This window comes from Tsukamurella sp. USMM236 (genome assembly GCF_037148755.1).
Lineage (GTDB): Bacteria > Actinomycetota > Actinomycetes > Mycobacteriales > Mycobacteriaceae > Tsukamurella.
In genome coordinates, this window is sequence record NZ_JBBCSS010000001.1 from 213,436 (window position 1) to 236,000 (window position 22,565).

Annotated in this window: 22 protein-coding genes; 13 read left to right on the forward strand and 9 right to left on the reverse strand. The window is 72.0% G+C overall.

Features of this window, described 5'->3' with window-relative positions; all coding sequences use genetic code 11:
* Positions 1 to 98: 98 nt before the first annotated feature.
* Entirely contained in the window at positions 99 to 584 is a 486-nt protein-coding gene (locus WFK95_RS00965) for a GAF domain-containing protein (protein WP_336669620.1), read from the reverse strand.
* Positions 585 to 947: 363 nt separating this feature from the next.
* Between WFK95_RS00965 and WFK95_RS00970 the strand changes: the two genes are divergently transcribed.
* The 3 genes from WFK95_RS00970 to WFK95_RS00980 all read left to right on the forward strand — a co-directional run bounded on the left by WFK95_RS00970 (position 948) and on the right by WFK95_RS00980 (position 4,229).
* Complete coding sequence (locus tag WFK95_RS00970) at positions 948 to 1,925, forward strand: alpha/beta hydrolase (RefSeq protein WP_336669621.1); 978 nt, start codon at positions 948 to 950, stop codon at positions 1,923 to 1,925.
* A 299-nt stretch (positions 1,926 to 2,224) separates the two neighbouring features.
* Positions 2,225 to 3,187: an alpha/beta hydrolase gene (locus WFK95_RS00975; RefSeq protein WP_336669622.1), complete on the forward strand. Its 963-nt coding sequence runs from the start codon at positions 2,225 to 2,227 to the stop codon at positions 3,185 to 3,187.
* Between the two features lie 112 nt (positions 3,188 to 3,299).
* The gene (locus WFK95_RS00980; RefSeq protein ID WP_224648030.1) at positions 3,300 to 4,229 is read left to right on the forward strand and encodes an HpcH/HpaI aldolase/citrate lyase family protein; all 930 of its coding nucleotides are present in this window, start codon (positions 3,300 to 3,302) and stop codon (positions 4,227 to 4,229) included.
* Between the two features lie 60 nt (positions 4,230 to 4,289).
* On the opposite strand, the gene WFK95_RS00985 is transcribed toward WFK95_RS00980, so the two are convergent.
* From WFK95_RS00985 to WFK95_RS00995, 3 genes are all read right to left on the reverse strand, one after another.
* Positions 4,290 to 4,826: a YceI family protein gene (locus WFK95_RS00985; protein ID WP_224648031.1), complete on the reverse strand. Its 537-nt coding sequence runs from the start codon at positions 4,824 to 4,826 to the stop codon at positions 4,290 to 4,292.
* 113 nt (positions 4,827 to 4,939) lie between these two features.
* Positions 4,940 to 5,308, reverse strand: a complete 369-nt coding sequence (locus WFK95_RS00990; protein ID WP_224648032.1) for a VOC family protein — start codon at positions 5,306 to 5,308, stop codon at positions 4,940 to 4,942.
* 76 nt (positions 5,309 to 5,384) lie between these two features.
* On the reverse strand, positions 5,385 to 7,067 hold the full coding sequence (locus WFK95_RS00995) for a phosphoenolpyruvate--protein phosphotransferase (protein ID WP_224648033.1): 1,683 nt from the start codon (positions 7,065 to 7,067) through the stop codon (positions 5,385 to 5,387).
* Positions 7,068 to 7,169: 102 nt separating this feature from the next.
* On the opposite strand from WFK95_RS00995, the gene WFK95_RS01000 reads away from it, so the two are divergent.
* The 4 genes from WFK95_RS01000 to WFK95_RS01015 all read left to right on the forward strand — a co-directional run bounded on the left by WFK95_RS01000 (position 7,170) and on the right by WFK95_RS01015 (position 11,319).
* Positions 7,170 to 7,943, forward strand: a complete 774-nt coding sequence (locus WFK95_RS01000; RefSeq protein ID WP_224648034.1) for a DeoR/GlpR family DNA-binding transcription regulator — start codon at positions 7,170 to 7,172, stop codon at positions 7,941 to 7,943.
* The gene (locus WFK95_RS01005; RefSeq protein ID WP_224648035.1) at positions 7,940 to 8,899 is read left to right on the forward strand and encodes a 1-phosphofructokinase family hexose kinase; all 960 of its coding nucleotides are present in this window, start codon (positions 7,940 to 7,942) and stop codon (positions 8,897 to 8,899) included. The genes WFK95_RS01000 and WFK95_RS01005 overlap by 4 nt, the downstream gene beginning before the upstream one ends.
* Positions 8,900 to 8,945: 46 nt before the next feature.
* The gene (locus WFK95_RS01010) at positions 8,946 to 10,994 is read left to right on the forward strand and encodes a PTS fructose transporter subunit IIABC (protein WP_224648036.1); all 2,049 of its coding nucleotides are present in this window, start codon (positions 8,946 to 8,948) and stop codon (positions 10,992 to 10,994) included.
* 67 nt (positions 10,995 to 11,061) lie between these two features.
* Entirely contained in the window at positions 11,062 to 11,319 is a 258-nt protein-coding gene (locus WFK95_RS01015) for an HPr family phosphocarrier protein (RefSeq protein ID WP_068523395.1), read from the forward strand.
* 63 nt (positions 11,320 to 11,382) lie between these two features.
* Here the strand turns inward: WFK95_RS01015 and WFK95_RS01020 are convergent, their stop codons facing one another.
* Positions 11,383 to 11,994, reverse strand: coding sequence for a hypothetical protein (locus tag WFK95_RS01020; RefSeq protein WP_224648037.1), 612 nt, complete (start codon positions 11,992 to 11,994; stop codon positions 11,383 to 11,385).
* A 115-nt stretch (positions 11,995 to 12,109) separates the two neighbouring features.
* Between WFK95_RS01020 and WFK95_RS01025 the strand changes: the two genes are divergently transcribed.
* The 4 genes from WFK95_RS01025 to pntB all read left to right on the forward strand — a co-directional run bounded on the left by WFK95_RS01025 (position 12,110) and on the right by pntB (position 16,800).
* Positions 12,110 to 13,030, forward strand: a complete 921-nt coding sequence (locus WFK95_RS01025; protein ID WP_224648038.1) for a D-isomer specific 2-hydroxyacid dehydrogenase family protein — start codon at positions 12,110 to 12,112, stop codon at positions 13,028 to 13,030.
* Positions 13,030 to 13,506 (forward strand): MarR family winged helix-turn-helix transcriptional regulator, encoded by a 477-nt coding sequence (locus WFK95_RS01030; RefSeq protein ID WP_224648039.1) that lies wholly within the window; start codon positions 13,030 to 13,032, stop codon positions 13,504 to 13,506. The genes WFK95_RS01025 and WFK95_RS01030 overlap by 1 nt, the downstream gene beginning before the upstream one ends.
* A gap of 311 nt (positions 13,507 to 13,817) precedes the next feature.
* Positions 13,818 to 15,344, forward strand: a complete 1,527-nt coding sequence (locus WFK95_RS01035; RefSeq protein ID WP_224648040.1) for a Re/Si-specific NAD(P)(+) transhydrogenase subunit alpha — start codon at positions 13,818 to 13,820, stop codon at positions 15,342 to 15,344.
* Between the two features lie 7 nt (positions 15,345 to 15,351).
* A complete protein-coding gene (pntB, locus tag WFK95_RS01040) occupies positions 15,352 to 16,800 on the forward strand; it encodes a Re/Si-specific NAD(P)(+) transhydrogenase subunit beta (protein WP_224648041.1) in 1,449 nt (482 codons plus the stop codon).
* Positions 16,801 to 16,865: 65 nt separating this feature from the next.
* On the opposite strand, the gene WFK95_RS01045 is transcribed toward pntB, so the two are convergent.
* Both WFK95_RS01045 and WFK95_RS01050 read right to left on the reverse strand, forming a co-directional pair.
* Positions 16,866 to 17,516, reverse strand: coding sequence for an NAD(P)H-binding protein (locus WFK95_RS01045; RefSeq protein ID WP_224648042.1), 651 nt, complete (start codon positions 17,514 to 17,516; stop codon positions 16,866 to 16,868).
* Positions 17,517 to 17,746: 230 nt separating this feature from the next.
* Entirely contained in the window at positions 17,747 to 18,358 is a 612-nt protein-coding gene (locus WFK95_RS01050; protein WP_224648043.1) for a LysE/ArgO family amino acid transporter, read from the reverse strand.
* 71 nt (positions 18,359 to 18,429) lie between these two features.
* On the opposite strand from WFK95_RS01050, the gene WFK95_RS01055 reads away from it, so the two are divergent.
* Both WFK95_RS01055 and WFK95_RS01060 read left to right on the forward strand, forming a co-directional pair.
* Complete coding sequence (locus WFK95_RS01055) at positions 18,430 to 19,302, forward strand: LysR family transcriptional regulator ArgP (protein WP_224648044.1); 873 nt, start codon at positions 18,430 to 18,432, stop codon at positions 19,300 to 19,302.
* Positions 19,303 to 19,342: 40 nt separating this feature from the next.
* Positions 19,343 to 20,830 carry a bifunctional phosphatase PAP2/diacylglycerol kinase family protein gene (locus WFK95_RS01060; protein WP_224648045.1) on the forward strand — a complete coding sequence of 496 codons (1,488 nt, stop codon included), beginning with the start codon at positions 19,343 to 19,345 and terminating at the stop codon, positions 20,828 to 20,830.
* 7 nt (positions 20,831 to 20,837) lie between these two features.
* Here WFK95_RS01060 and WFK95_RS01065 read toward each other — a convergent pair whose 3' ends face one another.
* Together WFK95_RS01065 and WFK95_RS01070 are read right to left on the reverse strand one after the other, a co-directional pair.
* The gene (locus tag WFK95_RS01065) at positions 20,838 to 21,662 is read right to left on the reverse strand and encodes a S1 family peptidase (protein WP_224648046.1); all 825 of its coding nucleotides are present in this window, start codon (positions 21,660 to 21,662) and stop codon (positions 20,838 to 20,840) included.
* Between the two features lie 17 nt (positions 21,663 to 21,679).
* Complete coding sequence (locus WFK95_RS01070) at positions 21,680 to 22,537, reverse strand: P1 family peptidase (protein ID WP_224648047.1); 858 nt, start codon at positions 22,535 to 22,537, stop codon at positions 21,680 to 21,682.
* Positions 22,538 to 22,565: the final 28 nt, after the last annotated feature.

The following is a 22,565-nucleotide window of genomic DNA, read 5'->3' on the forward strand; positions in this document are numbered from 1 at the left end:
CGCACCCGTTTCGCCCCGTCGCACCCGGCGTACCGGGTGCGCTCGCGCGGTTCGGGTGCGGATGGCTTCCTGCACCCGAAATGCCCTCAGGCGATGAGCTACGTCAGTGAGTCGACGAAGACCGCGGCGACGGCTTCGAGGCCGCGCTGGTCGTCGTCGGTGAACCGCGCCGTCCGCTCGCTGTCGAGGTCGAAGACGCCGATCAGCTCGCCGTCGCGGACCAGCGGCACCACGAGCTCGGAGTTCGTCGCGCCGTCGCAGGCGATGTGGTCCGCGATGGCGTGCACGTCGTCGACCCGCTGCGTCGCGCGCGTGCGGGCGGCGGCGCCGCAGACGCCCCGGTCGAGCGGGATGCGGATGCAGGCCGGCAGGCCCTGGAAGGGCCCGACGACGAGCTCGGCACCGTCGTAGAAGTAGAAGCCGACCCAGTTGAGGTCGGGCACCGTCGCCTTGACGAGGGCCGAGAGGTTCGCGGCGTTGGCGATCCGGTCGGGCTCGCCGGCCACGAGCGCGCGGGCGTAATCCGCGAGCTCGGCGTAGCGCTCGGCGGGGGACTCGGAGAGGTCGGGAAGGGAGAACGACACGCCCTGACGGTACGGGGTCCGACGGTGCGCCGACACCCTCGTATCCGGCCTGAGTCTGGGCGGAAGCTGAGAGTGCGAGGGGTTCGAACCCGGCGTGATCGAGATCGAAAAACACCGTATGTACTGCGCTGACCTGCCCGAGCGCATCGATCTTCACCGGTAGTTGTAACAGGGTGACGCGACGCTCCGACTAAGAGTTTGTCAGGAACTGAGATCTCGCATACAGTGCCTGACGAGCACTGAACCGCTCGCGTTGCTCTGTCACGGGGCCTCCCTGTGGTACTGACGGGGCCGGCTCGCCGGCACCGCGCAGGCGGTTCGCACGCGCCCACCGGGCGGAAACACTGAGGAAGAGAGTCTCGTATGCGTATGCGTAACGGCTGGGCCAAGAAGGCCACCGCCGCCGCGGTCACCGTGGCTGCCATTCCGGCCCTGACGATCGCCGGCACGGGCGCCGCGAACGCTTGGGGCCCCGGCAGCGCCAAGAACCCGCCGAAGGGCTTCAAGCAGGCCTTCGTCAACGGCGCCGGCATGCCGAACGTCAAGGTCCGCAGCTGGGCCTCGACCACCACCGACCCCAAGAAGGCCCCGACCGTCGTTCTGCTCGACGGCCTGCGTGCCACCTGGGACGTCTCCGGCTGGGAGCGCGACTCCAACGTCGCCTTCCTGTCGCAGAAGGGCATCAACGTCGTGACGCCCGTCGGCGGCACCTCGAGCTGGTACACCGACTGGCAGGGTCCGTCGTCGACGAACCGCCAGGCGTACCGCTACACCTGGGCGTCGTTCCTCAAGAACAGCCTGCCCCAGTACATCCGCAGCCTCGGCTTCAGCGACAACGTCTCGCTGGTCGGCCTGTCGATGTCCGGTAGCGCCGCGATCATCAACACCGTCGAGTCGAACGGCTACTACAAGCGCGCCGCGTCGCTCTCGGGCCTGAACAACATCTCGGCGCCGGGCGTCCCGATCGCCGTCGGCATCGCGTCGCTCGATTCGGGCGGCTACAACGCCGGCCTCGACATGTGGGGCGGCCCGTTCGACTCGCGCTGGGCCAAGAACGACCCGACCGTGCAGGTGAACCGCCTGAAGAACATCCCGCTGTGGATCTCGGCCGGCAACGGCGTCTTCGGCAAGTACACCCCGAACCCGGGCCCGGCCGACGTCATCCAGGGCGTGCCGCTCGAGTGGCTCGCGCTCTCGCAGTCGCGGTCCTTCCAGGGTGCGGCGCAGCGCGCCGGCCTGAACAAGGTGCACTACGACTTCCCGCCGGCCGGCACCCACACGTGGGGCTACTGGCAGGACCAGGTGTGGCAGATGCAGCGCACCGGCTGGTTCTCGAAGTAATCCTTCGCGATTCCACGAACAGATCACACGACAGGCGGCCTCGTTCGGACGAACGGGGTCGCTTGTCGTATTGTGAGCTGGACGACTTTCCTGAGGAAACCGGGAGTGTCTGTAACGACTTACCCTGTGATTTCGATGAGATCCAGGGAGAGTGTCGCCCATGTGACGCATGTGAAACGTGTGACATGTGTGACGAACGATGTTAGAGTGACGACTGTGACAAGGCTGGTCTCATCGACCATCCGTCCGGTCCACCAGCTACTGCGCGGAGACTCCGCGTGAAAAAGGAGAGGTCAGCAATGCGAGCAGCCTGGGGTAAGCGAGCGGGTGCAGCGGTTCTCACCGCGGCCATGGTGCCCGCCCTCGCCGGTCTGGGTGCCGGCGTCGCCGGTGCCTGGGGTCCGGGGACGGCGAAGAACCCGCCCAAGGGCTTCAAGTCCGAGAAGGTCGACGGAGCCGGCATGCCGGCCGTCACGGTGCGTTCGTGGGCCTCCACCACGACCGATCCGGCGAAGGCCCCGACCGTCGTTCTGCTCGACGGTCTGCGCGCCACGCAGGACGTCTCCGGCTGGGAGCGTGACTCCAACGTCGCCTTCCTGTCGCAGAAGGGCGTCAACGTCGTCATGCCCGTCGGCGGTACCGCCAGCTTCTACACGAACTGGGCGAACACCTCGAAGCACGGCAACGGCACCTACAAGGCCACCTGGGGCAACTTCCTGGCCTCGAGCCTGCCGGCCTACATCAAGTCGCGCGGCTTCTCGAGCAACCTGTCGCTCGTCGGCATCTCGATGGGTGGCGGCGCCGCCCTCATCAACGCCGCGAACAACCCGGGCGTCTACAAGCGCGCCGCTGCGCTGTCGGGCTTCCTGAACACCTCGGCCCCCGGCATGCCGGTCGCCGTGGGCGTCGCGATGCTGGACGCGGGCGGCTACAACGTCCTCGACATGTGGGGCGGCCCGTTCGACGCCAACTGGGCGAAGAACGATCCGACCGTCCAGGTCGGTCGCCTGAAGGGCACCAAGCTGTGGATCACCGCCTCGACCGGTGAGCCCGGCAAGTACACCCCGAACCCGTCGCCCGCCGACATCGTTCAGGGCGTGCCGCTCGAGATCCTCGCCAAGTCGCAGTCGGAGGCCTTCAAGGCCGCCGCTGACAAGGCCGGCGTGAGCGCTCACTACGACTTCTCGTCGGTGGGCACCCACACGTGGGGCTACTGGAGCGACCAGGTGTGGCAGATGCAGCGCACCGGTTGGTTCAACTGATCACGCGCTGATCGAACGATCGTGAGGAAGGCCCCGGGCACCTGCCCGGGGCCTTCCCGCGTATCGGTACCCTCGTCAGCGAACCCACAGCAGAAACCCGAGGTTGCAGACGATGGCCCCGCTCACCCCCACGACCGAGACCGACGAGCCCGTCGGCTTCCGCATCGATCCCGTGCTCGCTCGCAGCTGGCTGCTCGTCAACGCCGCACAGCCGGAGCGCTTCGACGCGGCGGCCCGCTCCCGCGCGGACATCGTGGTGCTGGACATCGAGGACGCCGTCGCGCCCAAGGACAAGACGGTCGCGCGGAACAACGTGGTCGACTGGCTCAGTCGCGAGGTCGACGGGACGCCGAACAACGGGTGGGTCCGCGTCAACGGCTTCGGCACGCAGTGGTGGGCCGACGACCTGGAGGCTCTGCGGGAGGCGAAGCACCTCGGCGGCGTCATGCTCGCGATGGTCGAGTCGATGGACCACGTCACCGAGACCGCTAAGCGGCTGCCGGACACGCTCATCGTCGCGCTGGTGGAGACCGCGCGCGGCCTGGAGCGGATCAGCGAGATCGCGTCCGCGAAGGGCACCTTCCGCCTGGCCTTCGGTATCGGCGACTTCCGCCGCGACACCGGCTTCGGCGGCGATCCGACGACGCTGGCCTACGCCCGCTCGCGGTTCACCATCGCCGCCAAGGCCGCGCACCTGCCGGGCGCGATCGACGGGCCGACCGTCGGCTCCAAGGGCCTGCTGCTGACGGAGGCGACCGCGGTCTCCGCCGAGTTCGGCATGACCGGCAAGATCTGCCTCACGCCAGACCAGTGCCACCCGGTGAACGAGGGCCTGAGCCCCTCGCCGGAGGACATCCGCTGGTCGCGAGAGTTCTTCGCGGAGTTCGACCGCGACGGCGGCGAGATCCGCAACGGCTCGGACCTGCCCCGCATCGCGCGGGCCACGAAGATCCTCGACCTGGCCCGGGCCTACGGCATCGTCGTGGCCGACGGCCTGGACGGCGAGCACGCCCCGGCACCGTCGGACACCTTCCACTACTGAGCCCGACGACGAAGCCCCCGCACCGCGCTCCGGCGGTCGGGGGCTTCGTCGCGCTGTGGATCAGGCCTGGCGCAGGGCCTCGATGTCGAGGGTCAGGGTGATCTTGTCGCCGATGACCTTGCCGCCGGTCTCGAGCGGCATGTCGATGGTGATGCCGAAGTCCTGGCGGGTGATGACGGTCTTGGCCTCGAACGCCGCGACCTCGCCCTGGCCCATGCCGGGGTTGGTGCCGAGGAACTCGAGCTCGAACTCGACGGGCTTGGTGACGCCGCGCAGGGTCAGCTCGCCGGTGAGCACGTAGTCCGAGCCCTTCGCCGCGACGCCGGTCGACAGGAACGTGGCCTTCGGGTGGTTCTCGGCGTCGAAGAAGTCGGCGGTGCGGATGTGCGCATCGCGCTGCGCGTTGCGGGTGTTCACGGAGGTCACGTCGACCTCGGCGGACAGCGACGCGGTGCCGTCCTCGGCGACCGTGATCGTGCCGCTGAACTCGTCGAACCGGCCCTTGACCTTGCTCACCATCAGGTGGCGCACGGAGAACTCGACGGACGAGTGGACGGGATCGACGACGTAGGTGCCGGCGGGGAGGACGTTGCTCATGGGGATGCTCCTTCGATGGTTGAACTCTCAAGACTCATCGAGCATAACCGGACTGCGGTCCGATGTATTCCGGGTCTGGTGAATCCGTCCTGAACATCCCCGGAATTCCGGTTCTACGCGGCCCCGTGGAAAACGGCCTCCACGTTGTTGCCGTCCGCGTCGCGGACGAAGGCGCCGTAGTAGCCGGGGTGGTACTCGGGCCACAGGCGCGGCGCGTGCAGCGACTCCGCGCCCAACTCGAGGGCGACCCGGTGGAACTCGTCCACGGTGGCGGTGTCGGGCGCGGCGAAGGCGATGTGCGCCTCCCGGTTCGAGGCGCCCTCGGCGGCGCCGGAGATCCAGAAGACGGGCTGCTCGACGCCGTAGCCGACGGCCACCTCGAAGTCCATGAGGCGGCGCGAACCGAGCACCGCCAGCACCCCGTCGTAGAACCGCTTCGCGGCGTCCAGGTCGGCACAGTTGATCCCGAAGTGGTCGATCATGACGGCTCCTCGCCCGATGCCGGGCGCCCGCTGCACCCGTGACGCCCTCAGGTCTAGCACCGGGGGCCGACAGGTTTCAGGCCAATGCGGCGCGCGCCGCCTCCCTGGCCGCCTGGGGGTCCGTCGCGGCGACCGCCGCCTCGGCCGCCCAGCGGCACTGCTGCAGCGTCACCGAGCCGACCCGGGCGCCCACGGCCGCGGCGGCGCCGGCCGCGCACGACAGGGAGGTCACGCCGAGGCCCACGAGCACGCAGGCCAGCAGCGGGTCGGCCGCGGCCTCGCCGCAGACGCCCACCGGCTTGTCCGCGTCGGCGCCGGCGCGGGCGGTGAGCTGGATCAGCCTCAGCACCGCCGGTTGCCAGGGGTCGGTGAGCGCCGCGAGCTCGGTGCTCATCCGGTCGGCCGCCATGGCGTACTGGGTGAGGTCGTTGGTGCCGAGCGAGACGAAATCCACCTCCGCCAGCACGGCGTCGGCGCACAGCGCGACGGCCGGGACCTCCACCATGACGCCCGCCGTCAGCCCGCGCTCCCGGCACTTGGCGGCGAACTCGCGGGCCTCCGCGGCGGTGGCGATCATCGGCGCCATCACCCACGGCTGCGCGGCGGCGCCCTCGGCGGCGGCGGCGATCGCGTCCAGCTGCCGGTCCAGCAGGCCGGGATCGTTCTCCGCGATGCGGATGCCGCGCACGCCCAGCGCGGGGTTTTCCTCCTCGCCGTGGTCGACGAACTTCAGTGGCTTGTCGGATCCGGCGTCCAGCGTGCGGATCACGACCTTCTGCCCGGGGAAGGCGTCGATCACCTCGCGGTACAGCGCGGCCTGCTCGTCGACCGAAGGCTCGTCGGCCCGGTCGAGGAAGGCCAGCTCGGTCCGGAACAGGCCGACGCCCTCCACCTGTCGCTCGGCGGCGCCCCGCGCCGTGACCCCGTCCTGCACGTTGGCGAGAATCGCGACCGCGGCACCGTCGGACGTGTGCCCGGGGCCGCGCCACCGGGCGATCTCGGCCGCCTCCCGGGCCGCCTCCGCGACCCGCGTCCGGGCCTCGCCCTCGTCCGGGTCGACGGTGACGGTGCCCGCCCCGCCGTCGAGCAGTACCGGCGTGCCCGCGTCGACGGTGCCGGCCCCCGTCAGCCCGACGATGCAGGGGATGCCGAGTTGCCGGGCGATGATCGCGGTGTGGCTGGTCGCGCCGCCGAGCCGGGTGCCGATGCCCACGATGAGCGCGGGATCGAGGCCCGCGGTGTCGGCCGGCGCGAGGTCGTCGGCCAGCAGGATCGACGGTGCGTTCGGCACCGGCACGCCGGGCTCGGGGCCGCCGAGCAGCTCGGCGACGACGCGGTCGCGCACGTCGCGCAGGTCGGTCACGCGCTCGGCCATGAGGCCGCCGAGCTTGGTGAACACGTCCGCGAACTGGTCGGTGGCGGCGGCTACGGCGTTCGCGGCGGGCGTGCCGGCCCGGATCAGCTTCTCCGTGGTGCCGATCCACGCCTTGTCGGAGGCGAGGCCCGCGTTCGCCCCGAGGACCTCCGCCGCCGCGCCCTGGGCCTGTGCGGCGCGGGCCCGCAGCCGGTCGGCGACGGCCTGCGCCGCGGTGGAGAACCGGGCGGCCTCGGCGTCCCGGTCGTCCTCGGGCAGGTCGACGGGCGGCGGCACCTCGGGGCGCGCGCCGGGCCACATGACGGGCGCGTAGGCGACTCCGGGCACGACGGGGGTGCCGGTGAGGGTGGCGAGGCCGGACGCGGTCGACTGCTGCGAAGTCATGTGACACAGATTACGAAATCCTCTTGACTTGTCAACACAAACAGGCGTAAAAACAGAAAAATCAAAATCATAACCACAGAAACCCACGAACTCGGAGGGGTCATGTACGCGGAGGAACGACAGCGCGCGATCAGTGAACTGGTCGGTGGCCGCGGCCGCGCGTCGGTCATGGAACTGGCCGAGCGGTTCGACGTGACCCCGGAGACGGTGCGCCGCGACCTGGACGCGCTCGAGCGGCTCGGCGGCGTGCGCCGGGTGCACGGCGGCGTCGTCGCCGCGGGCGTCCTGGCCGGCGCCGAGTCGGGCCTGGGGGAGCGCGAGGGCACCAACGCCGAGGCGAAGCGCCTGATCGGTGCCGCGGCCCGGCGCTTCCTGCCCCCGGCGGGCGGATCCGTCCTCTTCGACGCCGGCACCACGACCATCGCCGCGGCCCGCGAGGTCCCGGCCACCCTGCACATCACCGCGATCACCAACTCCGTGCCCGTCGCGGCCGCGCTGTCGACCCGCGAGGCCGTCGAGCTGCGGCTGCTCGGCGGCCGCGTCCGGGGCCTCACCCAGGCCGCGGTCGGCGCCGGCACCGTCGCCGAGATCGCGGGGCTGCGGGCCGACGTCGCGATCCTCGGCGCCAACGGCCTCGGCGCCGAGCGCGGCCTCTCCACGCCCGACGCCGACGAGGCCGCGGTCAAGACCGCGATGGTCCGCGCCGCCGACTTCGTGGTCCTCGTCGCCGACGCCTCCAAGTTCGGGCGCGAGAGCCTGGTCGCCTTCGCCGGCCTGGGCGCGGTCGACGTGCTGGTCACCGATGCGGCGCCCACCGGCGCACTCGCGACGGCGCTCGCCGACCACGGCGTGGACGTCGAGGTCGCCGCCCGATGATCGTGACCGTCACCGCCAACCCCAGCCTGGACCGGCTCGTCGTCCTCGGCGGGCCGCTGCGGCGCGGCGCCGTGCACCGCGCCGAGGGCGCCGCCGCCGACCCCGGGGGCAAGGGCGTCAACGTCTCCCGCGTCGTGCACGCGGCGGGGGAGGGCACCGTCGCCGTGCTCCCCGCCGACCAGGGCGACCCGCTGCTCGTCGGGCTCTCCCGCCTCGGCGTGCCCGCGATCCCGGTGCCCGTCGGCCACGAGGTCCGCAGCAACATCACCGTCACCGAGCCCGACGGCACCACCACCAAGCTCAACGCGCCCGGGGCGCCGCTGGCGCCGGAGACGGTGCGGGCCTTCGAGGACGCGATCGTCTCCGCCGCCGACGGTGCCGCCTGGCTCGCGCTCTGCGGCTCGCTGCCACCCGGCCTTCCGGACGACTGGTACGCCCGTCTCGCCGCGCGCCTCGGCGCCGGCCCCGCCGGCCCGCGCATCGCCGTCGACACCTCCGGCGCGGCGCTCGCGGCCTCGGCGGTACGCGGCGTCGCGCTGCTCAAGCCCAACGCCGAGGAGCTCGCCGAGCTGGTGGGCCGCGGCCCCGAGGCCGGCGCGGAGTTCGAGAGCCGCGCGGCCTCCGGCGATCTCGGACCCGTCCGCTCGGCCGCCGAGGAGTTGCATCGCGACACGGGCGCCGCCGTTCTCGCCACGCTCGGCGCCGCCGGCGCGCTCCTGGTCACCCACGAGGGTGCCTGGGCCGCGACCCCGCCGCCGATCTCGGTGCGCAGCACCGTCGGCGCCGGCGACAGTTCCCTCGCCGGCTACCTCATCGCTCATGCGCGCGGCGCCGATGCGCCGCAGCGTCTTTCCCTCGCGGTCGCCTACGGCGCCGCGGCCGCCGCACTGCCGGGCACCCAGGCGCCCCGACCGGAGGAGCTCGCCGTCGCCGACGTGCGGGTCACCGCCGTGTAGCCCCCTCGATCCGCCCGATCCACCAGCAGAACCGGAGAACACCCCCATGACCGAATCGATCATCGCGCCCGAGCTGGTCGCGCTCGACGTCTCGGCCGGCACCGACAAGAACGAGGTGATCGCCTACCTCGCCGCCCGGATCACCGACGCCGGCCGGTCCACCTCCGTCGACGGCCTCGTCGAGGCGGCGCTCGCGCGTGAGGCCCAGTCCGCCACCGGCCTGCCCGGCGGCATCGCCATCCCGCACTGCCGCGCCGGGGCCGTCACCGCCGCGAGCCTGGGCTTCGCCCGCCTCGACCCGAAGGTCGACTTCGGCGCCCCCGACGGCGGCGCCGACCTCGTCTTCCTCATCGCCGCACCGGAATCCGGCGGCTCGCAGCACATGAAGCTGCTCAGTGCGCTCGCCCGCGCCCTGGTCCGGCCCGAGTTCACCGCGTCGCTCCGCGCCGCCGCGACGCCGGAGGAGGTGGTCGCCCTCGTCGAGGACGTCATCACCCCGAAGCCCGCGGAGCCGAAGCCCGCCGCTCCCGTCCCGGCGGCCCCGGCTGCACCCGCGGAGGAGACGGCACCGTCGGGCAAGCCCTCGCTCGTGGCGATCACGGCCTGCCCCACGGGGATCGCGCACACCTACATGGCGGCGGACGCCCTCAAGCTGGCCGCCGAGCGCGCCGGCGTCGAGCTGACCGTCGAGACCCAGGGCTCCTCCGGCTCCACGCCGCTCTCGCCGCAGACCATCGCCGACGCGGGCGCCGTCGTCTTCGCCACCGACGTGGGCGTGAAGGGCCGCGAGCGCTTCGCGGGCAAGCCCGTCATCACTTCCGGCGTCAAGCGCGGCATCAACGAGCCGGACGCGATGATCGCCGAGGCGGTCGCCGCCGCCTCTGATCCGAATGCCACCAGGGTCGACGGTGCCGCCGCCGCGAGCGGCGAAACCGCCTCCGCGCCGGCGGGTCTCGGCGGGCAGCTCAAGCGCGCCCTGCTCACCGGCGTCAGCTACATGATCCCGTTCGTCGCCGCGGGCGGCCTGCTCATCGCGCTGGGGTTCCTGCTGGGCGGGTACCAGCTCGGCAACTCGACGCTGTCCGAAGGGATGTCCGACGGCGCGTACATCGCCCTCCACAACTCCCTGTGGAACCTCCCCGACGGCGGGCTGCTGCAGTACCTCGGGTCGGTCAGCTTCGCGACGGGCCAGGCGGCGATGAGCCTCATGGTCGCGGTGCTCGCGGGCTACATCGCCTACGCGATCGCCGATCGTCCGGGGCTCGCACCGGGATTCGTCGCGGGCGTGCTCGCGGTGACCGTCAACGCCGGCTTCATCGGCGGCGTCGTCGGCGGCCTGCTCGCCGGCGTGGTCGCGCTGTGGATCGGCAAGCTCCAGCTGCCCCAGTGGGCCCGCGGCCTGATGCCGGTGGTGATCATCCCGCTGTTCGCCACGCTCATCACGGGCGGCCTGATGTACATGGTGCTCGCCGGCCCGCTTCGCTGGGTGAACGAGGCCATGACGGACGCCCTCAACGGGATGAGCGGCAGCAGCAAGATCGCGCTCGGCGTGGTCCTCGGCCTCATGATGTGCTTCGACCTCGGCGGCCCGGTCAACAAGGCGGCCTACGCCTTCGGCGTCGCCGGGATCGGGCTCGCCACCGCGGGCGTGCCGCAGTGGGAGATGATGGCCGCCGTCATGGCCGCGGGCATGGTGCCGCCGTTGGCGCTGGCGCTGGCCTCCACCGTCCTGCGCCCGAGCCTGTTCACCGAGCCCGAGCGGGAGAACGGCAAGGCCGCGTGGTTCCTCGGCGCGTCGTTCATCTCCGAGGGCGCCATCCCCTTCGCCGCGGCCGACCCGCTGCGGGTGATCCCGTCGATGATGCTCGGCGGTGCCGTGACCGGCGGCCTGTCCATGGCGCTCGGCGCGCAACTGCGCGCCCCGCACGGCGGCGTCTTCGTCCTGTTCGCCATGAACGGCACGTGGTGGAAGTTCCTCATCGCCCTCGCCGCCGGCGTCGTGGTGAGCGCCGTGGCGGTCGTCGCGGCCAAGTCCGTCGGCCGCGCGGGCGATGCAGCGACCGAATCCGCCCAGCCCGCGGCCGTCGCCGCGTAATACTGGTCCTGACCACTCGCGCGGCCGACCGGCGGCGCGGAGACGAACACACCCCACGAGGAGAGACATGCCCAGCACCACCGTCGCCGTCGGATCGGCCGTCGGCCTGCACGCCCGCCCCGCCGCCGTGATCGCCAACGCCGTCAACGAGTCGGGCCACGAGGTCACCCTGTCCGTCGCCGGCGGCGAGCCGGTCGACGCCGGTTCGGCGCTGATGATCATGACCCTCGGCGCCGAGCAGGGCGTGGAGGTCACCGTCGAATCCGCCGATCAGGGCACCGTCGACGCGATCGCCGCCCTCGTCGCCCAGGATCTCGACGCCTGAGGCGCCACGCGCACGAAGGAGGGGCGGCCGGAATGCCCGGCCGCCCCTCCTTCGTGTTCCGGTCTAGGTGACCGGCGCGATGCAGTAGCTCACGCGCTGCGGCGCGGCGTAGTTCAGCGCGGACGAGCCGCGGCAGGTCAGCGGGGCGCCCGCCGCCCGCTCGATCACCCGGATCACGTTCGACGGTGCGCTGCCCGTCGCGGACGGGCAGGCGACGGAACGGATGTCGGTGGTGGCGGCCGTATCGGGCTTGACCTGGTAGCAGTTGCCCAGTGTGAGCTTGGGGACGACGCACAACACGGCGCCCGCGGACTCGACGCGCGCGTAGCTCGGCTGGCTGCACGCGGTCTTCGCGGCGGCCTTCTCGGCGACGGCGAAGCTGAGGCCGTCGCCGTCGCACCCGGTGCGGGTGGCGTTGCCGCCGGAGACGGTGACGCAGTCGCCGACCTCGACCGAACTCACCGGCGCGACCTCCGGGCTCGACGGCTTGACCCCCAGGAGCAGGACCGCCGCCCCCATCACGAGCGCGGCGATGACGCCGGAGTAGACCACCGAGCTGACCACCTTCCAGGTGGTGGTCGGCCGCGCCTCGTCGATCCGCCGGCCCACCGGCGTCGCCTCGAGGCGACGCCGGAGCGCGGCGAGACGCGGCTGCGCGGGGTGGAGGAATGACATCGACATAGTCTCAATCTTAACTTGAGACTCACTAGGTAACACAAGTCTCAGTTTTCACAGATCGAATCGGCGCGGCTGGGCACGGCACCGACGCGGGCTCATTAGGCTTTGCGACATGTCATTCGACGACGCGCCCGTCATCGCCGTGGGTCCGAAGCCCGATCCCGATTTCGACGCCGCGATCACCGCGGGCGGCGGCGAACCCGGCCCGCTGGCCCGCGCCGACGGCCTCATCTGGACCGATTCCCGCGCGCCCCTGCCGAAGCTCCCGCCGAGCGTGCGCTGGGTCCAGCTGCCCTTCGCGGGTGTCGAGGGCTTCCTCGACAGCGGCGTCATCGCGGGCAACCCGAAGGTCGTCTTCACCTCGGCCGCGGGCGCCTACTCCGGCACCGTCGCCGAGCAGGCGATCGCGCTGCTGCTCGCCGGCGTGCGCGGGCTCTGGCGTCGAGAGACGTCCTGGGACGCGGCCGGCGCCGGCGCCCGCACGGGCCGGCTCGGCGGCACGACGGTGGCGATCATCGGCGCGGGCGGCATCGGTCGCGACATCATCCCCGCGCTCCGCGGGCTCGGCGTCAAGGTCGTCGCGGTGAACCGCTCGGGCACCGACGTCTCCGACGCGGTCGTGGTGACCGCCGACCACCTCGACGAGGTCTGGCCCGCCGTCGATCACGTGATCCTGGCGGCACCGTCGACCGCGGAGACCCGCGCGCTGGTCAACGCGAAGGTCCTCGCGCAGCTCCAGCCGCACTCCTGGATCATCAACGTCGCGCGCGGCTCGCTGATCGACACGGACGCGCTGGTCGCGGCCCTGAAGAAGGGCACGATCGGCGGCGTCGGCCTGGACGTCACCGACCCCGAGCCGCTGCCCGACGGCCACCCCCTGTGGTCGATCCCCAACGCGATCATCACCCCGCACGTCGCGAACCCGCCGCAGCACCTGCGCCCCGCGCTGCTCGCCCGCGTCGAGGTCAACGTGCGCCGCTTCGCCAACGACATGGAGCCGCTCGCCGTCATCGACGCCGACCGGGGCTACTGATGTCCGGTGGCCCCCCGGGGCCCCCTCCGCCGGACCCCGATGAGGTCGACCTCATCGTCCGGGGCATCGTCGGCCTGGCGAAGCGGATCCGCAGCGACGCGCGGTTCGTGGGCGCGGAGGTCTCCTACGTCGACTTCACGCTGCTGTTCGTGTTGCACGAGTCGCCGGGGATCCGCGCCGTCGACCTGGCCGAGGCCGTGTCGATCGACAAGTCGACCGCGAGCCGTCAGCTCGCGGGACTCGAACGACGGGGCCTGATCACCCGCGACGTCGACCCCGGCAACCCCCGATCCCGGCAGCTGCGCCTGACCGAGCGGGCGGAGCGCGTGCTGGCCGAGACCGACCGCGAATGGCGTCGCCGGATCGAGGCCCGGACGGCCGATTGGTCCCGCGAGGAATTGCGTACATTCGCGACACTGATCGACCGCTACATGAGCGTCGATCTGCCCGGCGAGGAGCCGCCGTCAGGCCTCTGATCACGGGCGGAATCCCGTGGAGTGATGCGGCTCACGAGGCTACCGAGCAGTAAGTTATGCCGTGCTATGGTCAGCCCACTGTTCTGTGCATCAGGCGACCAGCGTGCCCTCGCGATGCCCGGCGACCCCGGGCCTTCCGCGTCAATTCGCCTCCGTTCACACCGCGGCGGGGTCGTACACGCATGGAGTCGACCCGTTGCCGGAGCTCCGGGCGCGCATCCGCGGCCCGGTAGGGACGACAGGAACGAATCAATGAACGTCGGTGGACCGACCATGACTCCGTCCGCGGGTCGGCAGCGGGAGTGCTGCGCATGATCATCGGAGCTTTGAAAGAGGCACAGCCGGGCGAGACCCGCGTCGCCGCAACCCCCGCCACGGTGGCCCAGCTGATCAAGCTCGGCTACGAGGTGGTCGTGGACTCGGGCGCCGGTGTCGCGTCCTCGTTCGCGGACGAGGCCTACGTCGAGGCCGGCGCGTCGATCGGTGACGCTCGCGCCGCCGATGTGGTGCTCGGCGTCAACGCCCCGTCGGCCGCCCAGCTCGACGGCATGCGCCCGGGCGCGACCGTCGCCGGACTCCTGGCGCCCGCGCAGAACCCCGAGCTGCTCGAGGATCTCCGCGGCCGCGAGCTGACCGCGTTCGCCATGGAGTCGGTGCCGCGCATCTCGCGCGCGCAGTCGATGGACGTGCTGTCCTCGATGGCGAACATCGCCGGCTACCGCGCCGTCGTCGAGGCCGCGCACGTCTTCGGCCGGTTCTTCACCGGCCAGGTCACCGCCGCGGGCAAGGTCCCGCCGGCCAAGGTGCTCGTGGTGGGCGCCGGCGTCGCCGGCCTCGCCGCGATCGGTGCCGCCGGCTCGCTCGGCGCCATCGTGCGCGCGACCGACCCCCGCCCCGAGGTGGCCGACCAGGTCGCGTCGCTGGGCGGCGAGTACCTCTCCGTGCAGAACGAGGAGGCCGAGGTCTCGGCCACCGGCTACGCCAAGGAGATGGGCGACGACTACAAGGCACGCGAGGCGCAGCTGTACGCCGAGCAGTGCAAGGACGTCGACATCATCATCACCACGGCTCTGATCCCCGGGCGCCCCGCGCCGCGGATCATCACCGAGGAGATGGTCGCCTCGATGAAGCCCGGCAGCGTCATCGTCGACATGGCGGCGCAGAACGGCGGCAACGTCGGCGGCACCGTCAAGGACCAGGCGATCGTCACGCCCAACGGCGTCACCATCATCGGCTACACCGACCTCGCGGGCCGTCTGCCCGCGCAGGCCTCGCAGCTGTACGGCACCAACCTCGTCAACCTGCTCAAGCTGGTGACGCCCGAGAAGGACGGGCAGCTCGTGCTCGACTTCGAGGATCCGGTTCAGCGCTCGATCACCGTGACCCGCTCGGGCGAGCTGCTCTTCCCGCCGCCGCCGGTGCAGGTCTCGGCCGCGCCGAAGGCCGCGGCCGTCGAGCCGGTGGAGCCGAAGCCCGTCAAGGAGCCGATGTCGGCGTCCAAGAAGGTCTCGCTCACCCTCGTGGGCGTGCTCCTGTTCGGGCTGCTGATCAGCTTCTCGCCGAACCCGCTGCCGCAGCACTTCACCGTGCTCATGCTGGCCATCGTCATCGGTTACTACGTCATCGGCAACGTCGCGCACGCGCTGCACACGCCGCTGATGTCGGTCACCAACGCCATCTCCGGCGTGGTCGTGGTCGGCGCCCTGCTGCAGGTCGCCACCAACACCACGACGGTCCTGGTGCTGTCGACGATCGCGATCCTGGTCGCGTCGATCAACATCTTCGGTGGCTTCGCGGTCACCCGCCGCATGCTCGCCATGTTCAGCAAGGGGGCATGAGTAACTCATGAGTATCACTGCAATCTCCGTTGCGGCGTACATCGTCGCCTCGCTGCTGTTCATCCTGTCGCTGGCCGGGCTGTCCAAGCACGAGACCTCCAAGAGCGGCCTGACCTACGGCATCGTCGGCATGGGCATCGCCCTGGTGGCGACCATCGCGCTGGTCATCGACAAGGTGCTCAAGCCCGAGCTCGACCTGACCTGGCTGCCGGTGGCGCTCCTGGCCGGTGCCCTGATCGTCGGCGCCGTCATCGGCTTCTGGCGCGCGCGCATCGTCGAGATGACGGGCATGCCCGAGCTGATCGCCCTGCTCCACTCCTTCGTGGGCCTGGCGGCCGTGCTCATCGGCTGGAACGGCGCGCTCGAGGGCTTCCACGCCGACGGCGTGAACCCGGCCGACGTCCGCGCGCTCACCAACATCCACGAGGCCGAGATCGCGATCGGCATCTTCATCGGTGCGGTCACCCTGACCGGCTCGATCGTCGCCAACCGCAAGCTCTCCGGCAAGATGAAGTCGGCGCCGCTCATGCTGCCCGGCAAGAACTACATCAACGTCGGCTCGATCGTCGTGTTCATCGTGCTCACCGCGGTCTACGTCTCGCGGGACACCCACGGCGACAACACCTCGATGATCCTGCTCGGCGTGATCACCGCGCTCGCCCTCTTCCTGGGCTGGCACCTGGTCGCGTCGATCGGCGGCGGCGACATGCCCGTCGTCATCTCGATGCTCAACAGCTACTCCGGTTGGGCCGCGGCCGCGTCCGGCTTCCTGCTGAGCAACGACCTGCTCATCGTCACGGGTGCGCTCGTCGGCTCCTCGGGTGCGTACCTGAGCTACATCATGTGCAAGGCGATGAACCGCTCGTTCATCTCCGTCATCGCGGGCGGCTTCGGCATCGAGGCCGGCCCGGCGGAGGACAAGGACTACGGCGAGCACCGCGAGGTCAACGCCGAGGCCGTGGCCGAGCTGCTCACCGGCGCGAAGTCCGTGGTCATCACCCCGGGCTACGGCATGGCCGTGGCGCAGGCGCAGTACGGCGTCGCCGAGCTGACCAGCGAGCTCCGGAAGAAGGGCGTCGAGGTCCGCTTCGGCATCCACCCCGTCGCCGGCCGCCTGCCCGGGCACATGAACGTGCTCCTCGCCGAGGCGAAGGTGCCGTACGACATCGTGCTCGAGATGGACGAGATCAACGACGACTTCCCCGAGACCGACGTGGTCCTGGTGATCGGTGCCAACGACACCGTCAACCCGGCGGCGTCCGAGGATCCGAGCAGCCCCATCGCGGGCATGCCGGTGCTCACCGTGTGGGAGGCCGAGAACGTGATCGTCTTCAAGCGGTCGATGGCCGCCGGCTACGCCGGTGTCCAGAACCCGCTGTTCTTCCGCGACAACTCGGCGATGCTCTTCGGCGACGCCAAGGACCGCGTGCAGGACATCCTCGCCGCGATGCACTGACGCAGACAGCACACGGGCCCGGCATCGTCCTTCGACGGTGCCGGGCCCGCGTCGTCTGCGGGGGCTTAGGTCCAGGCCTCCTCGATGCGCACGTCGCCGTCGGTGAAGGGCAGGTCCTTCCCGACGGTGTCGGGCCGGTCCAGCACGGAAGCGGCCACCAGCGCGACGTTCGCGCGCGACGTTCCGGGGTTGTCCGCGGCCCGCACCGCCGCGGGATCCACCCGCCCGGTGGGCTCGTCGAGGGTGAGCCGGCCCGGCATGAGCACGGTCCAGTCCAGGTCGGAGGCGCGCACGGCGACGTCGGCGGCGGCCTTCGCCTCCGCGTAGGCGAAGAAGGAGTCGGTCTCCGGGACGCCGTGATCGGGGGCGGCGCCGAGGTACGAGACCATCACGTAGCGCTTCACCCCCGCCGCCTCCGCGGCCTGGACGGAGCGGATCGCGGCGTCGCGGTCCACCGCGTACGTGCGGTCGGGGTCGCCGCCGCCCGCGCCCGCGGAGAAGACCACGGCGTCGGAGCCGGCGAGTGCCGCCGCGATCTCCTCGCGCGACGCGTGCTCGACGTCGAGGACCAGGGGTTTCGCCCCGGTCGCGGCGACGTCCCCCGCGTGTTCCGGGTTGCGGATCCACGAGGTGACCGCGTCGCCCCGGGAACTCAGGACGCGCGCCAGGATGAGCGCGATCTTGCCGTGTCCACCGATGATCGTGACAGCTGCCATGCATCCCAACGTACGCGCTCCGGCGGCGTGCCCGATTCCGCCCGCCGCCACCCACAGGATCGCTGCAATGAGGGCATGCATGCGACGCATGCCCTCGTCACGAGGACACGCCGCTGACCAGTGAAGGCAACAGCCATCCGTGCCACGCATGACTGTTCTGCGAGGACAGACCTCCGTTTCGGCCCCGCGCGGCTCGCGACCACGCCCACCCAGTGCAGACTCGAGCGCTGTCAGCCGCCGAGGGGCATCGTCGCGAGCCGCAGGGCCAGGAGCAGCAGCAGGAGGCCGATCGCGGCGTTGATGGCCCGCCACACCCCGGGCCGGCCGAGCACGCCCGACATTCGGCGGGCGCCGAAGCCGAGCAGGCAGAACCACGCGACGCTGGCGACGACGGCGCCGAGCGCGAACCACCAGCGGTCGGCGCCGTAGCGGGTGGACGCGGAGCCGAGCAGCAGCACGGTGTCCAGGTAGACGTGCGGGTTCAGCCAGGTCAGCACGAGTACCCCGGTCACGACGGCCGCGACCGAGGCGGCGCCGTCGCCACCCGCGACCAGTCCTTCCGACCGTCGCGCCGACCACAGCGACCGCAGGCCGTAGCCGACCAGCACCACGGCGCCCGCCCACTTCACCACCTCCATGAGCAGCGGCCGGCCGGAGACCGCGGCGCCGAGGCCCGCCACCCCGGCGAGGATCAGCGCCACGTCCGAGGCGATGCACACCGCCACCACCGCGCCGAGGCCGCGCCCGCGCACGCCCACCTGCAGCACGTAGGCGTTCTGGGCGCCGATCGCCACGATCAGGGAGAGCCCGAGGCCGAGGCCGGCGAGGAGTGCAGAGGTCATGGCGTCGACGCTAGGGCCGTGGCGACCATTAGCGCCAATACGAAAAGGCGATCACCCATTAGAATCACTTCATGCTGAGCGGGCACCACCTGGAGACCCTCGTCGCGGTGGTCGAGGAGGAGAGCTTCGGCGCGGCCGCCTCCCGCCTGCGGATCACGCAGTCGGCGGTCAGCCAGCGGATCCGCGCCCTGGAGCAGCACGTGGGGCACGTGGTCGTCACGCGCGAGGGCCCGTGCCGCCCCACCGCGCAGGGGGAGGTGCTGCTGGGCCTGGCCCGCGGCGTCGCCTCGCTCGAGGCCGACGCGCTGGGCCGGCTCGCGGGCGGAGCACCGTCGGCCGTGCTCGACGTGGGCGTCAACGCCGACTCGCTCGCCACGTGGTTCCGCGACGTGATCGCCGCGGTCGCCGCCCTGCCTGACGGTCCGTTGCTGCGCCTCGTCGTCGACGACGAGCACCACACGGCCGCTCTGCTCCGCGCGGGCACCGTGCTCGGCGCCGTCACCACCGACCCGGAACCGGTGCAGGGCTGCGCCGTCGAGTACCTCGGCACTATGCGCTACCTCCCGGTGTGCACCCCCGGCTACGCGGAGCGCTGGCGGTCCGGCGGGCGCTGGCGCTGGCGCGAGATGCCCGTCGTGCAGTTCGACCTGCGCAAGGACGAGCTGCAGAACAAGGTGCTGCAGCGCCGCGGCGTGAAGGAGTCGCCGCCGATGCACCGCATCCCGTCGTCGGAGGGCTTCACCTACGCGGTGCGTGCCGGTCTCGGCTGGGGCAGCCTGCCCGAGGCCGACATCGGCGACGCCATCGACCGTGGCGCGCTGATCCGGCTCACGGACGACACGGTCGACGTGAAGCTGTACTGGCAGTCCTGGCGGCTGCACACCCGCGCGACCGAGCACCTCGCCGACGCGATCCACGCCGCGGCCGCCGTCCACCTGCGCTGATCCCTCGCGGACTCCCCGGGGCGGGAGTACCTTGGCGCTCATGCCGGATCATCCAGCGCCGCACCCGCTCCGCACGCTCCACGAGGGGCTCAGCGACCTCGACCGCCGGCTGTTCGACGCGGTCGCCGTCTCGCCGAGTCCTTTGCTGGACCTGACGATGCGCCCGCTGTCGGCGGCGGCCGACCACTCGAAGCTGTGGATGGTGATCGCCGCGGGCCTCGGCGGCCTGGGCGGGCTGTCGTCGCGCCGCGGCGCCGTCCGCGGCGTCGCCACGCTGGCCGTCACCAGCCTCATCGTGAACCAGGGGCTCAAGCGGATCTATCCGCGCCGCCGCCCCGTGCACGACGGGGTGCCGGCCAAGCGGGCCCGCCGCCAGCCCACGTCGACCTCCTTCCCGTCCGGGCACTCCGCCGCCGCGGCCGCTTTCGCGATCGGGGTCGGCCTGGAGAACCGCACCGCGGGCTACGCGCTCGCCTGCCTGGCCGGGGCAGTGGGCTTCTCCCGGGTCGCCACCGGCGCCCACTACCCCGGCGACGTACTGGCCGGGTTCGCCGTCGGCGCGGGCGTCGCGGTCGCGGGCGCCCGCCTGGTGCCGCCCGTCGACGACAGCCGCACCATGACGCCCGAGCCCACCGTCGAGCGGATCGCGACGGACCCGGACGGCGCCGGCCTCGTCGTCGTGCTCAACCCCGCGTCCGGCGACGGCACCGGCACCCGCGTCGCGGAGGAGATCCGCAGCACGCTACCGAAGGCCGAGATCGTCGAGCTCGATGAGGATTCCGACATCGAGGCCGTCGCCACCGAGGTGGCGGAGCGGGCGGAGTTCCTCGGCGTCGCGGGCGGCGACGGCACCGTCGCGACCCTCGCCGCGCACGCCGTCGCGGCGGACAAGCCCCTGGCCGTCTTCCCCGCGGGCACCTTCAACCACTTCGCGAAGGACATCGGCGCCGAGACCGTCGCCGCCGTCGTGGAATCGATCCGGGCCGGGCGCCTCGCCCACGTCGACGTGGTGTGGCTCAACGACGAGAAGCTGCTGCTCAACACCGCGAGCATCGGCGCCTACCCGGAGTTCGTGCGCGCCCGCACGCGGTACCAGCGGCGGCGCATCGGCCGGGTCACCGCGACGGTGCGGGCGCTGCGCCGGGTGCTCCGCCACACCGCCCCGGTGGACGTGCGGATCGAGGGCCGCCCGGTCACCGTCTCCTTCTTCTTCCTGGGCAATTCCATGTACGGCGCACCGGGTTTCGTGCCGGGCCGGCGGACCCGGATCGACGACGGGGTGCTCGACGTGCGGTACCTCGAGGACGGGCACGGTAATGCGACGGCGCGCCTGTTCGGCTCCTGGATCAGCGGGCGCATCCGTAACTCCAGGGTCTACCGCGAGGTGCAGGCCCCGGTCGTCACGATCGAGGCCGACGAGCCCTTCCGCGTGGCCCACGACGGCGAGGCGGGCGAACTGCACACCCGCGCCCGGTTCCGGGTGGATTACCGGGCGCTGCGCGTCTTCGGCACCAGCCTCACGCGCTGACCCGCACTCACGAGACGCCCAGCAGCGTCATCTCGTTGGCGTTGATGTCCGCGGCGATGAGGGTGCCCGTGCCGCCGCCGGTCCCGGTCCCGTCGGGCCGGGTGTGCACCGTGTTGACCACGCCGACGGCGGTGAACGTCCCGTCGGGCCACCGGGCGTAGACGGGCCCGCCCGAATCCCCCTCGACGGCGGGGATTCCGGCCCAGGTGACCCGGGTGCCGGTCACGTCGTCGAGCACGCCGCAGTGCTTGCCGGTGCGCGCGCCGACGACGCAGATCTCGGGCCGTCCCGCGCGCAGGTCCTCGGTGCGGCTGACGCCCCGGACGGGGCCGATCGCTCGCGCGACGGGCGCCACGTCGCTCCCCGCGAGCTGGATGATCGCGATGTCCTGCCCGCGGGTGCTGCGGGTGGCCTTGATGTACTCGCCGAACGGGGTGCTGCCGCCGTCCGGGGTCAGGTAGCGGGCGACGGGATTGCGGCCCGGCCGGGCTTTCCCGGCCAGCTCGGCGCAGTGCCCGGCGGTGAAGGCCACGACCTGGCCGCCGGGGTAGCGGGCGAGGAAGCCCAGGGTGCAGACGCTCGCGTACACGCCGAACGGGTCGGCGTACGTGGTGATCCCGGACCCGGTGGTGGGCTGCGGCGCCGTCGCGGGCTTGAGGCCGGGCGCCACCACATCGTAGGGCTGCACGACGGGCGTCGTGATCACGACCGCCGGGCTCGACGGTGCCTCCGGCGCGGCGACCTCGTCGCGCTGGACCACCGCGCAGCCGCCGAGGAGGAGGAGCGACACCGCGCACGCCACGGCCCGCAGCGGGCGGCGGGCGACGGTCATCGACTCAGCGTAGGTCGTCAGGCGCGCGAGCGGATGGCCTCGGCGACGGCGGAGATCGCCAGCGCCCGCACCACGTCGACCTTCGCGTCCACCTCGCCGGTCGCGGCGGAGATGAAGGCGTCGCCGTCGTAGCGGGTGTGCGGCGGGTCGATCGCGCGGGCCAGCCCGTCGTGCGCGCCCTGCGCCAGGATGAGGCACTCGATCTTGGTGAGCTTCGCGTTGGTGATCACCACGCCGATGGTGGTGTTCTGCCGGTTGCCGCCGAAGGGCTCGTAGCCGCCGAAGTCGGGGGCCCCGGCCTCGCCGGTGAGGATGTCGCCGAAGGCGTTCACGGCGCACAGCGCGCCCACGACCACGTCGCCCGCGCGGACCTCGGCGTACGCGAGGCCGGCGTCGTGCAGGTTCTCCAGGCCGCGGGCCTTGCCGGTGGTGGCGCCGGTGCCCGCGCCGATCAGGCCGTGGAGCTCGGTGTCGGTGCTCGCGGAAGCTGCTGCCGCGTAGCCGTTCTCGGCGGTCGGGCGGACCGTCGGATCGCCGACCATGAGGTCGAACAGGCCCAGGGTGGGCACGATCGGCACGCGGCCGGCCACGGTCTCGACGCCGCGGCCCTCCTCCTCGAGGCGGCGCATCACCCCGTCGGCGGAGGCCAGGCCGAAGGCGGAGCCCCCGGTGAGCACGGCGGCGTGGATCTCCTCGACGGAGCGCTCGGGGGAGAGCAGGTCGAACTCGCGGGAGGCGGGGGCGCCGCCGCGCACCTCGCCGGAGCCGACGGTGCCGTCGGGGAAGGTCACGACGGTGCAGCCGGTGCGGGCCGCCGCGTCGGTGAAGTGGCCGACGCGGACGCCGGGGACGGTGACGCTCGGGACGACGGGCATGCTCCCAGGCTACGACGGTGCCGTCGCG

Excerpts from the sequence above, each read along its gene's own strand:
- WFK95_RS01000 (WP_224648034.1), top strand. The coding sequence starts at position 7,170 with ATGTACGCGGAGGAACGACAGCGCGCGATCAGTGAACTGGTCGGTGGC.
- WFK95_RS01045 (WP_224648042.1), bottom strand. The coding sequence starts at position 17,516 with ATGGCAGCTGTCACGATCATCGGTGGACACGGCAAGATCGCGCTCATC.
- WFK95_RS00975 (WP_336669622.1), top strand. The coding sequence starts at position 2,225 with ATGCGAGCAGCCTGGGGTAAGCGAGCGGGTGCAGCGGTTCTCACCGCG.
- WFK95_RS00980 (WP_224648030.1), top strand. The coding sequence starts at position 3,300 with ATGGCCCCGCTCACCCCCACGACCGAGACCGACGAGCCCGTCGGCTTC.
- WFK95_RS01015 (WP_068523395.1), top strand. The coding sequence starts at position 11,062 with ATGCCCAGCACCACCGTCGCCGTCGGATCGGCCGTCGGCCTGCACGCC.
- WFK95_RS01005 (WP_224648035.1), top strand. The coding sequence starts at position 7,940 with ATGATCGTGACCGTCACCGCCAACCCCAGCCTGGACCGGCTCGTCGTC.
- WFK95_RS01065 (WP_224648046.1), bottom strand. The coding sequence starts at position 21,662 with ATGACCGTCGCCCGCCGCCCGCTGCGGGCCGTGGCGTGCGCGGTGTCG.
- WFK95_RS00990 (WP_224648032.1), bottom strand. The coding sequence starts at position 5,308 with ATGATCGACCACTTCGGGATCAACTGTGCCGACCTGGACGCCGCGAAG.
- WFK95_RS01035 (WP_224648040.1), top strand. The coding sequence starts at position 13,818 with ATGATCATCGGAGCTTTGAAAGAGGCACAGCCGGGCGAGACCCGCGTC.
- WFK95_RS01050 (WP_224648043.1), bottom strand. The coding sequence starts at position 18,358 with ATGACCTCTGCACTCCTCGCCGGCCTCGGCCTCGGGCTCTCCCTGATC.
- WFK95_RS01070 (WP_224648047.1), bottom strand. The coding sequence starts at position 22,537 with ATGCCCGTCGTCCCGAGCGTCACCGTCCCCGGCGTCCGCGTCGGCCAC.
- WFK95_RS01060 (WP_224648045.1), top strand. The coding sequence starts at position 19,343 with ATGCCGGATCATCCAGCGCCGCACCCGCTCCGCACGCTCCACGAGGGG.
- WFK95_RS01055 (WP_224648044.1), top strand. The coding sequence starts at position 18,430 with ATGCTGAGCGGGCACCACCTGGAGACCCTCGTCGCGGTGGTCGAGGAG.
- pntB (WP_224648041.1), top strand. The coding sequence starts at position 15,352 with ATGAGTATCACTGCAATCTCCGTTGCGGCGTACATCGTCGCCTCGCTG.
- WFK95_RS00995 (WP_224648033.1), bottom strand. The coding sequence starts at position 7,067 with ATGACTTCGCAGCAGTCGACCGCGTCCGGCCTCGCCACCCTCACCGGC.
- WFK95_RS00985 (WP_224648031.1), bottom strand. The coding sequence starts at position 4,826 with ATGAGCAACGTCCTCCCCGCCGGCACCTACGTCGTCGATCCCGTCCAC.
- WFK95_RS00970 (WP_336669621.1), top strand. The coding sequence starts at position 948 with ATGCGTATGCGTAACGGCTGGGCCAAGAAGGCCACCGCCGCCGCGGTC.
- WFK95_RS01025 (WP_224648038.1), top strand. The coding sequence starts at position 12,110 with ATGTCATTCGACGACGCGCCCGTCATCGCCGTGGGTCCGAAGCCCGAT.
- WFK95_RS01020 (WP_224648037.1), bottom strand. The coding sequence starts at position 11,994 with ATGTCATTCCTCCACCCCGCGCAGCCGCGTCTCGCCGCGCTCCGGCGT.
- WFK95_RS01010 (WP_224648036.1), top strand. The coding sequence starts at position 8,946 with ATGACCGAATCGATCATCGCGCCCGAGCTGGTCGCGCTCGACGTCTCG.
- WFK95_RS01030 (WP_224648039.1), top strand. The coding sequence starts at position 13,030 with ATGTCCGGTGGCCCCCCGGGGCCCCCTCCGCCGGACCCCGATGAGGTC.